This window comes from Mesorhizobium sp. M0088 (assembly GCF_040322895.1).
Lineage (GTDB): Bacteria > Pseudomonadota > Alphaproteobacteria > Rhizobiales > Rhizobiaceae > Mesorhizobium.
Window position 1 is genome coordinate 1 of the sequence record NZ_JAMYUI010000029.1, and the last position, 12,346, is coordinate 12,346.

Consider the following 12,346-nt stretch of genomic DNA (forward strand, 5'->3'; position numbering starts at 1 on the left):
ATATCATACACAAAACAACACCAGCCCCCCCCGCCCCCTGCCCCTCCTCTCCGCGGGTTTGTTTGTTGTTCCCTCCCCCCGCGCCCCCGCCCCCCCGCCCCGGCGCCAGGTGACAGCCAGCGATGATTTACTGGTTTTCCTTGGTCTGACCCATGATTTCCTGGGCGCTGAAATTGATGCCGCAGGTCGGGAAGGAATTGCCGACGAAGAAATTATCGGATTCCTTGGGGAAATAATCCGTGCCTTCCTTCAAGTTCGGGTCTTCGGCGATCGCCAGCGGCAGCTTCACCTCTTGTGGCACAACCTCGCCTTCGAGTGCGGCGATCGCGGTCTTGATGGCGACGGCGACCTGAGCCGGACCCGAGCCTGCGGACGAGCACTTCAGCCCGTCGGCCGAATGCGCGGCGCAGAACTTGCGGAAGCCGTTCTCGGTCTCGCCGCCAAACGGCACGAACGGATGCTTGGCGTCGATCATCGCCTGCACGATGCCGGTGTCGCCGCCCTGCCCGGTGATGCCGTCGAACGGACCGTTGGTGGCGATCGCATCCGCGGTCACTTTCTGTGCCACGCCGTCATCCCATTTGCCGGCGACTTCGGTCACGTCCCACTTCTTGCCGGACGCGTCGAAGACCTCGTGGATGCCGTTGTGACGATCGGTGTCGACCGAGGTGCCGGCGACGCCGCGCACTTCCAGGATCTTGCCGCCGTTCGGAATCTTGGCGACCAGCCACTTGGCCCACAATTCGCCAAGGCCCTTCTGATCGACATTGACGTTGATGGCGTCCTTGGTGTCGAGGATGTTGTCGAAGGCGACCAGCACGATGCCGGCTTCCTTGGCGCGCTTGATGACCGGACCGAAGGCCGTCGGGTTCTGGGCGTCGGTGACGATGGCGTCATAGCCGGAATCGATGAAATTGTTGATCGCCGAGATCTGTGCCGGCACGTCCTCGCCCGTCGAGACGACCTTGAATTCCTTGATCTTGGCTTTGACTTCAGGTTGTGCGGCGTAGGCCTTGGCCGTCTGCACCATCTGGATGCGCCAGGTATTGGCGATATAGCCATTGGCAAAGGCGATGCGGAACGGCCCTTCCTTCTTGGGATATTTGAAGAATTTGGTCTCCGCGCTCCACGGCGCGAAACAGTCCGCCTGAGCGGCGGGACCCGACACGATTTCGGGTCCGGCGGCCATGGCGGCCGAATTGAGCATGACGAATGCAGTGGCGGCAACGACGCCACCAACAAGTGACTTGATCATCGATAATCCTCCCGATTGCAGTTCAGATTGTTCGTTTCGCAACGCGAATTTTCGCGCGATGGACCGGCACCTCCCGCCTCGCCATGCGCGTCCTTGGCCGCCCGTGGTGGCCGACCCGGTTCCTCCCTTGTCGCCCCCAGCGGTACGAAAACTATCATATTATCCATAATAAACAAGTATTAGTTGTCGCTTATGTATAATAAACAGGTACGCCCTGTCGTTTATGCACCTGCCTGCGGGAAATGGTAGCGCTACCAAATTGGCGTGTAAACCGGCATTTGCACAGTCGCTCCTGTGCGTTTCAACGCGCCGTGCTCTCGCGGCGCTTGAGCTCGAAACCGAGGTCGACGATCCGTTGCTCCGGTCTGTTGCCGGCGATCGCCGCAAGCGCCATGGCAACGGCACGCCGGCCGATCTCATAACGATGGGTGCGGATGCTGGTGACCGAAGGAAACGCCACCTGCATCATGTCGAGATCGTTGAACCCGACGATGCCGATCGTCTTCGGTACCGCGATCGAGGCGCGATGGCATTCGAACAAGACGCCGAGCGCGATATCGTCATTGTTGCAGAAGACACCGTCGAGTGTCGGCACCTTGGCCAGCGCATCGCGGAACATCTCGCGGCCGAGCGAGACGCTGGACAGCACCGGCGTAGTGGTGACGAGGCGCGGGTCGAACAGGCCCGCGGCCTCCATCGCCGCGCGATAGCCGGCAAGGCGCCGCTGCGAACGCGGATCCATGCGCGCGCCGATGAAGCCGATGCGGCGATAGCCCGCCTCGATCAGATGCTCGCTCGCCGCCCTGCCGCCATCCAGATGCGAGAAGCCGACCATCATGTCGACCGGATCGGGACCCGTTTCCATGACCTGCACCACAGGGCAGCCGGCACTTTCCAGCAGCTTTCGCGAAGCCGGTGTCTGATCGATGCCGGCGACGATCAACGCTGCCGGCCGTTGCGAACCGAACACCTGCAGCAGCCGCTCTTCCTCGAGGCCGGAATAGTGGGTGTTGCCAAGCTGGATGCGGAAGGGGCTGGCCGACAGGCTGTCATAGATGCCGCGCACCACCTCGGCGAAGACGTTGTTGGTAAGCGACGGCACCAGCACGCCGAACACCTCCGCGCGCGCCGAGGCCAGGGCCCGGGCATTCGGGTCCGGCACATAGCCCAGTTCGTCGACGGCGGCCTGGATCTGGCGGCGCAGCTCTTCGGACACACGCTCCGGCTCGCGCAGGGCGCGCGACACGGTGATCGCACCAACGCCGGCCTTGCGCGCGACATCCGCGATGGTAGGGCGGCCGCCGCCCCGGCGCGAGCGCGGCTTGGTCAAGGGCGCACTCCTGGCGACGGGCTTGTGCAGCCAAGCGCCTTTAGAACCATATTCAGGGTCTTTGCCACCGTCGTCATGCCAAATCGGCCTGTTGCCGCACCCATCCGCCTTCCGGCGTCGCGCAGCCTTGGGTGGTTGTCAAGCCGCGCAGCTCCCGGACCATTGGGCAGGGTGAGCTCAGGCCATCACGGCTGTGCTGCGCCGTGCCTTCCACAACAGCAGCCCGATCGCCAGTATGTTCAGCAAATTCCAGGCGATGCCGTTGAGGAACGCAGCCGCATAGGAGCCGGTCAAATCGTAGATCCAGCCCGACATCCAGCCGCCGATCGCCATGCCGAAGATCGTCGCCATCAAGACGATGCCGATACGCTGGCCAGCCTCTTTGGCCGGCATGTAGTCGCGCACGATGATCGCGTAGCAAGGCACGATACCGCCCTGCGACAGGCCGAACACCAGCGACACCACATAGAGCGAGGCAAGCCCGTCGAATGGGATGTAGAACAGCAGCGACAGGCATTGCAGCACCGAGCCGATCATCAGTGTCCACACCGCGCCGATGCGGTCGGCGAGAAAGCCCGATGCCAGCCGACTGACGACGCCGCCTGCCATCATGATCGACAGCATGTCGGCGCCATGTGCGACGCCGTAGCCAAGGTCCATGCAATAGGCGACGATATGCACTTGCGGCATCGACATCGCCACGCAGCAGCCGAGGCCGGCGACGACCAGCAGCACCTGCAACGCCGCCGGCGACAGCGGCATCGACTGCACCGGCCGGCTTCCGGGCGAACCGGCGGCAGCCGCAACTGGGGCACCGCGCCGCAGCATCAGCACCAGCGGCACCATAGTCACCAGACAGAAGATGCCGATGGCGGCATAAGTGAAGCGCCAGCCTTCCGCCTTTATCAGCGTCGGCATGATGGTCGGCCAGATCGCTCCGGCGAGGTAGTTTCCGGCGGCCGCCGCGGTCACCGCGACACCGCGCCGGCGGTTGAACCAGTGCGAGATATCGGCGATCAGCGGCCCGAAGATCACCGACGTGCCGATACCGATCAGCACTCCTTGGGCAAGCGTGAATTGCAGGATCGAGGTCGACAGCGCCGCGAGAAGCAGGCCGGCGGAAAGCGCAATCGAAGAGAGCAGCGCCGGGATCCAGTATCCCATCCGGTCGATGGCGCGGCCGACCAGCACGTTGCCGGCGGCAAAGCCGACCATGGTCGCAGTATAAGGCATGGACGCCGCTGCGCGGTCGACGCCGAACTCGGCCTGCACCGCGGGCAGCACGACGACGACTGCCCACATTCCGACGGCGCCGATCGTCGCCAGCAGCATCGAGATGGCAAGCCGCATCCAGGCATAGGAGCTGTCGATGCCGGGGCCGGGCTGGATGCTGTCGGTTCGGGTCAAGGCGTTTCCTGTCGGCGGTCTCGGAGATCGGCTGCCGTTTGCGCCACTATCGGCGCATTCTCGGGTCGCAGCAGCGCCACAGCTGGCAAATCCGTGGCTCCAGAGCCAGGGCGGAACCGATGCCGATGTGCGGAGTTTCCTGGCAGCCTACCCTGCAGAGGAGTCCTGCGATGACCGCCACCAGGAAAAAATGGTCGGCCGAGGTGACCGAGCACAGCGACGCGATGGATCTTGAGGATCACGTCTTCGAATCCGACGACGCCAGGAAGATCGCCGCCTCGCTCAAGCGATCCGCCGAACACAGCCACCGGCGCAAGGCCGAGCCGTTCCAGTCGGCCATGTCGATGCTGAACTTCTACATCAACCGCGCCGGCAAGAACTTGCCTGCCGCGCGCAAAAAAGTGCTTGAGGACGCCAAGGATGAACTGCGCAGCGCCTTCGGACGTGACAAGGATGATTAGCGGCGGCCGGCCCTACCGGGCGCGGATGACGCCGTCTGTGTTGGCGAGCAGTTTGCGCACTGCATTGCGCGCCGCGTCGGGGCGCTGCAGGCGGATGTTCTTCTCGATTGCCTCGTGCAGCTTCTGCGCGTGGTTGAGATCGTCGATCTCCCGCGTCGTATAGGCAAAGAGGTGATCGAAGGCGGATTCGATCAGTACGCCGAGCGGCACCAACAGGTCGTTGCCCGAAGCCCGCAGGATGGCAAGATGGAAGCGCGTGTCGGCGCGGGTCCGCTCCTGCAGGCTCGTCGCCTCTCCCATCTCCCGGCAGGCCAGGCTGATCTCGGCCATCTGCTCGTCGGTTCTTCGCATGGCGGCAAACGCGGTCGCTTCCGGCTCGATGATGTGGCGGAATTCCTGCACCGTCTTGAGGAACACTTCGCGATCCGGCGACGTCGCGTACCAGGCAAGCACATCGCGATCGAGCAGGTTCCAGCGTTCCTTCGGCTCGACCCAGCTGCCGATCTTGGGACGTGAGGCCAAAAGGCTCTTGGCCATCAGCATCTTGATCGCCTCGCGCACCGCCGAGCGGCTGACGCTGAAGGTCTCCGACCATTTCGCTTCATTGGGCAGGATGGTACCAGGCGGATAGTCGCCGCGCACGATCCTGAGGCCAATTTCGCTGGCCAGCGAGGCGTGGACGCTGGAGCCAGGAATACGGGCGGCGTCCGCCCGGCGAACGCCGCCCGGACGGTCCCCGGAGGCCGCTTTCCCCAACGATTTTTCCTTGTTCGGCTTCGCGTCCCGCATGGGTTCCAGAAAGTCCGTATTAAGCAGGCTGTCAAGCGCGGCAAGCGGCTTGCACCGCAAAGCCGCCCGCTGTGCACAGATCAGCTCGATGCTTCGCGGATCAGTCCTGCTTGACGTATTTGCGCCAGCTATGCTCCGGGCGGAAGCCCAGCACGTCGCGCGCCTTGCGGTTCGACAGCAGCGTCTCGTATTCGCCGAGCTCGGCCTTCACCGGCACGCCGGGGTAGAACCGCTTCAGGAGTTCGGCAGTCGGCAGGTCGGATGAGGTGTCGTCATTGGCGGCGTTGATCACCTGATAGCCGAGGCCGTCCTTCTCGATGGCGCGCAGCGTGATCTGGCCAAGGTCGCGCGCGTCGACATAGCTCCAGGCGATGCGCTTGCGGAAACCCGGATCGGCGAACCATTTCGGAAACAGTGAATATTCGTGCGGCTCGATGACGTTGCCGATGCGCAGGGCATAAATGTCGGTGCCGTTGCGCTGGGCGAAGGCCCGCGCCGTCTTCTCGTTGACGACCTTGGACAAAGCATAGCTGTCCATCGGGTCGACGTCATACTCCTCGTCGAGCGGGAAATATTTGGGATCGCGCGGCTCGTTGGCGAACACAAGCCCATAGGTCGTCTCGCTGGAGGCGATGATAATTTTGCGGATACCGAGCTTCACCGCCGCCTCGACGACATTGTAGGTGCCGAGCGCATTGATGCGGAACACCTCGTTGTCGGTGGTGATCATGATGCGCGGGATGGCGGCGAAATGCACCACCGCATCGACCGGCTGCGGGCGCAGCGAGGGGTCGAATTCATGCAGGCCCATATAGCTCGACAGCGCGTTGAACACCTGCCCGCTGTCGGTGATGTCGGTGATCAGCGTGCGCACCTTGGGATTGTCGAGCGGCTTGGTGTCGATGTTGAGCACCTGGCAGCCTTGCTCGACCAGATATTGGACGACATGGCGTCCGGCCTTGCCGCTGCCGCCGGTGAACATGATCCGCTTCGTCATTTTGCTCTCCACATCCTCAGGAATTTATGTGTATTGTCAGACAATATCGCCATCCGCAACCACCCTCGCCTGCAAAACGGCAGCGCCTGACATCAATCATTGCAACAGGACTTGAAGACATGAACACGACTGCCGCGAGCGAAAAGATCGGCTTCATCGGGCTTGGCCTTATGGGCCACGGGATCGCCAAGAACATCGTCGACAAGGGCTACAGCCTGACCTTCCTCGGCCGCAAGAACCGCAAACCGGCGGAAGACCTGCTTGGCCGCGGCGCCACGGAAGCATCGACCTCGCGCGATGTGGCGGCGGCATCTGATATCGTCTTCATCTGCGTCACCGGTTCGCGCGAGGTCGAAGCCATCATTCGCGGCCCCGGCGGCCTCAAGGAGGGCTTGAAAAAGGGCTCGGTCGTCGTCGACTGCTCGACCTCCGATCCGGTCTCGACGGTGGCGCTGGCAGCGGAACTCAAGGCGCTCGGAATCGATTTTGTCGACGCGCCGCTCAGCCGCACGCCGAAGGAAGCCTGGGAAGGCACGCTCGACGCCATGGTCGGCGCGCCGGACGCCCTCTTTGCCAGGGTGAAGCCGGTGATCGAAACCTGGGCCGGCCGCATCGTCCATATCGGCGACACCGGCGACGGCCATCGCATGAAGCTGCTCAACAATTTCATCTCGCTCGGCTACGCCGCGATCTATTCCGAGGCGCTGGCGCTGGCTGAGAAGGTCGGCATCTCGCCGCCGCGCTTCGACAGCGTCATTCGCAATGGCCGCATGGATTGCGGCTTCTACCAGACCTTCATGCGCTGGACGCTGGAAGGTGACCGCGACGCGCACAAATTCACCATCGCCAATGCCTTCAAGGACCTGACCTATCTGGAATCGATGGCGGGTGCGGCCGGTATTGCCAATCCGCTCGGCAACGCCACCAAGAACTCCTTCGCCGGTGCCCATGCAACCGGGCCGGCCGAGCAATTCGTGCCGATGCTGGCGACGCATATCGCTGGGGTGAACGGTGTCGACCTGATGCCGATGAAGGATGGGAAGAAGCAGACCATTTGACCGATTACCCAACCCTGGCGCCGGTCACCGCCTCCACCGCCCTATCCCATCGTCGGTATCTGCAAGCAGCTTGTGCACGGCGTTGCGCGCGGCGGCTGGGCGCTGCAGGCGGATGTTCTTTTCGATCGCCTCATGCAGCTTCTGCGCCTGGCGTTGATCGGCGACCTGCTGCGTCGTGAATGCGAAGAGATGGTCGAGCGCCGACTCGATCAGCACGCCGAGCGGCACCAGGAGGTCGTTGCCGGAAGCGCGCAGGATGGCCAGATGAAAGCGCGTGTCGGCGCGGATACGCTCCTGCAGGCTCAAGGCCTCGCCCATTTCGCGGCAGGCCTGGCTGATTTCCGCCATTTGCTCGTCGCTGCGCCGCATGGCGGCAAAGGCCGACGCTTCCGGCTCGATGATATGACGAAACTCCTGCACGGTTCGCAGGAACGCCTCGCGGTCGGGCGCCGTCGCGTACCAGGCCAGAACGTCGCGGTCGAGCAGGTTCCAGCGCTCCCTCGGCTCGACCCAACTGCCGATCTTGGGGCGTGAGGCCAGCAGGCTTTTCGCCATCAGCATCTTTATTGCTTCGCGCACCGCCGAACGGCTGACATTGAAGATCTCGGCCCATCTGGACTCGTTGGGCAGGATGGTGCCGGGCGGATAGTCGCCACGCACGATCCGCAGGCCAATCTCGCCGGCCAGCGAGACATGGACGCTCGCTCCCGCAAAATGCGCGGCACCGGCCTTGCGCATGACAGCCGGGCCGTGGCTGGCTTGTGCCTTGGCCCGGTCGGTTTGCTTGCTTGACTTCTCGTCCGGCATCCACGTTCCAATGCGTCGACCGTCTGTCGTCCGGATTGAGCCGAACCGCACGGGCGCCGATCTCGTTGCCGAAAAATCCAGATCACGGGCACGGCAAAGCCGGAGCCGGTTGCCCCAACCATTGCGTCCGTTCGGGAATTATCGCTTCCGTTCAGGAATGACGGGGCGCCCGCAACCGGGCGCCCCGAAATCGAGAACCTACTTCTGGATGCAGGTGTCGACCGTATCCTTGGTGCACTCGTCGAGGCCGGTGAACACCGGATCGGCGACTGCCTTGCCTTCGATCAGGTCGATCATCACCGACGGTGCCTTGTAGCCCATTTCGAACGGCCGCTGACCGACCAGAGCCGTCACGAGGCCGTCACGAGCGATCGCCACTTCGTCGCCGATCGTGTCGGCGGCGCCGATGACGAAGTCGTTGCTGGCGATCCGGTCCTTGAGCGGTCCGAACAGATCGCGATAGGGCTGCGGCGCGCCGAACAGCGGCCAGCCGCCCATGATGCCGAAGGCGTCCAGCTTGGGGTTGGCGGCGAGGATGTCGGTCATCGCCTGCACGCCCTTGGCGCCATCGTCATTGGTGAACACCGGGCAGCCGGGAACTTCGGTCCAGCCACCTTCACCGGCAAGTGCGGCAAGGCCTTCCTTGCCCGACAGTGCGTCACGCATGCCTTGCGCACGGCGCAGGATGTTGTCGGCTGCCGGGTTGCCTTCGATGGTGCAGATCGTGCCGCCATTCGGCTTGCCCTTCTTGATGTACTCGCCGATCTTCTTGCCCATCAGGTAATTGTCGGTACCGAGATAGGTCTTGCGAAGACCTGCGTCTTCCTTGCTGAGATCGGCATCGACCGTCATGATCGGGATCGTCGGATTGGCGCTCTTGATCGTCTGCGCGATCAGCGGCGCGTTGGACGGCGAGATCGCCATCGCCACCGTGTCGGCCTTGCTCAGCATGTCCTGGACGATCTGCGCCTCGCCGGCCTCGTCCGAAGTCGACGCCGGACCGGTGTAGAAGCATTCATACTCCGAGCTGGCGTTTTCCTTGTTCCATTTCTCGCAGCCCTGGTGGATGGCCTCGAAGAACGGATTGTCGAGACCTTTCACGACAATGACGAGCTGTTTCTTGGCCAAAGCCGGCCCGGCACCCAACGCCATTGCGGCGACGGCGGCGAGCAAAAGTGTCTTCCTCATGTCAGTCCTCCCTTGAAACAAACGGACACGGCGTGCCCGCCATACAGATCGACCGGATGCGTGATGACCGAGGGTCGTTTCGCGAGCGCTCGTATCGCCAGGACAGATCGATAAGCATTTCCAGATTCGGCTTCAGATCGGCTCACACACAGGTGCCGCCGGATGCTGGGCCGTCAAACCTCCGCCGATTCCGGCCGGCGAACCGCCAGCGGGGATCGGCATAATCTCCTCCGACGCTTAGCTAATATCGGCTTGGCGCCAACGTCAATGCTATTTGTCCTACAAAACGGATTTTTAAAATAGTCCTGGCCCAATTCGTCCGACAATTGATTGACGTGCGCCGGCTTTTGCGTAAAAGAACGCTAACGCCGTCTTCGGGAGGAGCCGGGGAGAGCGAGGCCAAAGCAGCGTCGGCATCCAGGCCGGGAACAGCGGCAGGTCGCAAATCACGGGGAGGCAAAGGCTGGTGGCGGTTCTCGAACTCACCAACATCTCAAGGCATTTCGGCGCCATCCAGGCCGTCAACGACGTTTCGCTGTCGATCGAGCCCGGACAGGTGGTCGGCCTCATGGGCGACAACGGCGCCGGCAAGTCGACGCTGGTCAAGATGATCGCCGGCAATTTCCGCCCGAGCCATGGCACCATGCACATGGACGGCAAGGAATTGATCCTGCACAAGCCGGCGGAAGCCCGCCAGCACGGCATCGAGATCGTCCACCAGGACCTTGCGCTCTGCAACAATCTGACCGCCGCCGCCAATGTCTATCTCGGCCGTGAGTTGCGGCGCGGCGTCGGACCGTTTCGCATCCTCGACTATGCCTCGATGTACAAGCGGGCCGGCCAGCTCTTCGCCGAATTGAAGTCCGAAACCCGTCCGCGCGACCTCGTCAAGCAGATGTCGGGCGGCCAGCGCCAGGCGGTGGCGATCGCCCGAACCATGCTGTCGCAGGCCAAGATCGTGCTGATGGACGAACCGACGGCCGCGATCTCGGTGCGCCAGGTCGCCGAAGTGCTGAACCTGATCCGCCATTTGCGCGATCAGGGCATCGCCGTCGTGCTGATCAGCCACCGCATGCCCGACGTCTTCACCGTCGCCGACCGCGTCATCGTCATGCGGCGCGGCCGCAAGGTCGCCGACAAGACGATTGCGTCGAGTTCGCCCGAGGAAGTCACCGGGCTGATCACCGGCGCCATCGAACAGGTTTGATTTCAGCGAATTTCACCACGCACAGCAGATGAAGGTCGACGATGGCACTGACAATTGACCAGCCGATCGAACACAAGCAGCAATCCTTGGCCGCGAGAGTGTTTGCCAGCCAGACCTTCTGGGTGGTGATCGCCGTCATCCTCGCCTGCGTGTTCCTGTCGTTTGCCACCGACGCCTTCGCCACGTCGAAGAACCTCTACAACATCACCCGCAACATCACCTTTGTCGCCATCATCGCGCTCGGCATGACCTTCGTCATCATCACCGGCGGCATCGACCTCTCGGTCGGCTCGGTGCTGTGCCTGTCGTCGATGGTGCTGGCCGTCACCATGCATGCCGGCTACTCGATCGAGGTCGGCATCCTGGCCTCCATTGCCACCGCGCTCGCCATTGGCGCCTTCAACGGCGTGCTGATCGCCTATCTCGGCTTTCCACCCTTTGTGGTGACGCTCGGCATGCTGTCGATCGCCCGCAGCCTCGCCATGGTCGCCTCCAACAACACGGTCGTCTTCCAGTTCGGGCCGGACCACGCCAAGCTTCTGTCATTGGGCGGCGGCGCCTGGGTGTTCGGCATCGCCAACCCGGTGCTCTACATGATCCTTCTGGCGCTGATCACCGGCTTCATCCTGCGCTGGACCAAGTTCGGCCGCCACATCTTCGCCATTGGCGGCAACGAGCACGCGGCAACGCTGACCGGCGTTCCGGTGCGCCAGATCAAGGTTGCCGTCTACATGATCTCGGCGCTGTCGGCGGGCATTGCCGGCATCATCCAGACCGGCTGGCTGGGTGCCGTCACCACCAATCTCGGCACCGGCATGGAGCTGCAGGTGATCGCCGCCACCGTCATCGGCGGCGCCAATCTGGCCGGCGGCGTCGGCACCGCCTTCGGCGCCATCGTCGGCGCGGCCCTGATCGAGGTGATCCGCAACAGTCTCGGCCTGCTCGGCATCAATGCCTTCTGGCAAGGCGTCTTCATCGGCGGCGCTATCCTGCTGGCGGTGCTGTTCGACCGCATCCGCAATTTCCGCCGCAGCGACTAAGCCGACAGTTGATGGCCAACTCCCTGTTCAGCCTCGAGGGGCGGCTGGCGCTGGTGACTGGCTCCGGCCAGGGCATCGGCTTCGCGCTGGCTCGGGGCATGGCCGAACATGGGGCAAGCGTGGTGCTGAACGGCCGCGACGCCGCCAGGATCGGCGGTGCCGTCGAAAAGCTGCGCGATGCCGGCTTCAAGGCGCATGACTCGACCTTCGACGTCACCGATTTTCAGGCGGTCAACGAGGACATTGCCCGCATCGAGGCCGAGATCGGCGCCATCGACATCCTCATCAACAATGCCGGCATACAATTCCGCGCCCCGCTCGAGGACTTTCCCGAGGAACAATGGGAGCGCCTGTTCAAGACCAATGTGTCGGGCGCCTTCCATGCCGGCAAGGCGGTCGCCCGCCACATGATCCCGCGCGCCAAGGGCAAGATCATCAACATCGGTTCGGTGCAGAGCGAACTGGCAAGGCCGAACATCGCGCCCTACACCGCCACCAAGGGCGCGATCCGCAACCTGACAAGGGGCATGTGCGCCGATTGGCCAAACACGGCCTGCAGATCAATGCGATCGCACCCGGCTATTTCCGCACCGAGATGAACCAGGCGCTGGTCGACAATCCCGAATTTTCCGCCTGGCTGGAAAAGCGCACGCCGGCCGGGGGCTGGGGCAATGTCGACGAGTTGATCGGCGCCGCAGTGTTCCTTGCCTCCGACGCCTCGTCTTTCGTCAACGGCCATACGCTGTATGTCGATGGCGGCATGACGGCCTCGGTTTGACGTTGGCAATTCTCCCGACCGCTCTTCGT

General features: G+C 63.2%; 11 protein-coding genes and 1 pseudogene. 5 read left to right on the top strand and 7 right to left on the bottom strand.

Going from position 1 to position 12,346, the window contains the following annotated elements; translation table 11 throughout:
• Positions 1-127 precede the first annotated feature (127 nt).
• The 3 genes from NKJ67_RS28615 to NKJ67_RS28625 form a co-directional block, all read right to left on the bottom strand.
• Positions 128-1,255, bottom strand: a complete 1,128-nt coding sequence (locus NKJ67_RS28615; RefSeq protein ID WP_023813236.1) for a sugar ABC transporter substrate-binding protein — start codon at positions 1,253-1,255, stop codon at positions 128-130.
• Positions 1,256-1,556: 301 nt separating this feature from the next.
• A complete protein-coding gene (gene gntR, locus NKJ67_RS28620; RefSeq protein ID WP_023813237.1) occupies positions 1,557-2,585 on the bottom strand; it encodes an HTH-type transcriptional regulator GntR in 1,029 nt (342 codons plus the stop codon).
• 177 nt (positions 2,586-2,762) lie between these two features.
• Positions 2,763-3,992, bottom strand: coding sequence for an MFS transporter (locus NKJ67_RS28625; protein WP_023813238.1), 1,230 nt, complete (start codon positions 3,990-3,992; stop codon positions 2,763-2,765).
• A gap of 170 nt (positions 3,993-4,162) precedes the next feature.
• On the opposite strand from NKJ67_RS28625, the gene NKJ67_RS28630 reads away from it, so the two are divergent.
• Positions 4,163-4,453 carry a DUF3175 domain-containing protein gene (locus NKJ67_RS28630; protein WP_031213606.1) on the top strand — a complete coding sequence of 97 codons (291 nt, stop codon included), beginning with the start codon at positions 4,163-4,165 and terminating at the stop codon, positions 4,451-4,453.
• 12 nt (positions 4,454-4,465) lie between these two features.
• Here the strand turns inward: NKJ67_RS28630 and NKJ67_RS28635 are convergent, their stop codons facing one another.
• Both NKJ67_RS28635 and NKJ67_RS28640 read right to left on the bottom strand, forming a co-directional pair.
• The gene (locus NKJ67_RS28635; protein WP_023813240.1) at positions 4,466-5,242 is read right to left on the bottom strand and encodes a FadR/GntR family transcriptional regulator; all 777 of its coding nucleotides are present in this window, start codon (positions 5,240-5,242) and stop codon (positions 4,466-4,468) included.
• A 100-nt stretch (positions 5,243-5,342) separates the two neighbouring features.
• Positions 5,343-6,239: an NAD-dependent epimerase/dehydratase family protein gene (locus NKJ67_RS28640; RefSeq protein WP_352584548.1), complete on the bottom strand. Its 897-nt coding sequence runs from the start codon at positions 6,237-6,239 to the stop codon at positions 5,343-5,345.
• Between the two features lie 119 nt (positions 6,240-6,358).
• On the opposite strand from NKJ67_RS28640, the gene NKJ67_RS28645 reads away from it, so the two are divergent.
• Positions 6,359-7,297: an NAD(P)-dependent oxidoreductase gene (locus tag NKJ67_RS28645; RefSeq protein ID WP_127331723.1), complete on the top strand. Its 939-nt coding sequence runs from the start codon at positions 6,359-6,361 to the stop codon at positions 7,295-7,297.
• Between the two features lie 24 nt (positions 7,298-7,321).
• On the opposite strand, the gene NKJ67_RS28650 is transcribed toward NKJ67_RS28645, so the two are convergent.
• Both NKJ67_RS28650 and NKJ67_RS28655 read right to left on the bottom strand, forming a co-directional pair.
• The gene (locus tag NKJ67_RS28650; RefSeq protein ID WP_352584550.1) at positions 7,322-8,104 is read right to left on the bottom strand and encodes a FadR/GntR family transcriptional regulator; all 783 of its coding nucleotides are present in this window, start codon (positions 8,102-8,104) and stop codon (positions 7,322-7,324) included.
• A gap of 198 nt (positions 8,105-8,302) precedes the next feature.
• Positions 8,303-9,292 carry a sugar-binding protein gene (locus NKJ67_RS28655; protein WP_023813244.1) on the bottom strand — a complete coding sequence of 330 codons (990 nt, stop codon included), beginning with the start codon at positions 9,290-9,292 and terminating at the stop codon, positions 8,303-8,305.
• A gap of 466 nt (positions 9,293-9,758) precedes the next feature.
• Between NKJ67_RS28655 and NKJ67_RS28660 the strand changes: the two genes are divergently transcribed.
• From NKJ67_RS28660 to NKJ67_RS28670, 3 genes and pseudogenes are all read left to right on the top strand, one after another.
• Positions 9,759-10,499 (top strand): ATP-binding cassette domain-containing protein, encoded by a 741-nt coding sequence (locus NKJ67_RS28660; RefSeq protein WP_013530854.1) that lies wholly within the window; start codon positions 9,759-9,761, stop codon positions 10,497-10,499.
• A gap of 41 nt (positions 10,500-10,540) precedes the next feature.
• The gene (locus NKJ67_RS28665; protein ID WP_127266789.1) at positions 10,541-11,539 is read left to right on the top strand and encodes an ABC transporter permease; all 999 of its coding nucleotides are present in this window, start codon (positions 10,541-10,543) and stop codon (positions 11,537-11,539) included.
• 11 nt (positions 11,540-11,550) lie between these two features.
• Positions 11,551-12,317, top strand: a pseudogene (locus tag NKJ67_RS28670) (SDR family oxidoreductase).
• Positions 12,318-12,346 lie beyond the last annotated feature (29 nt).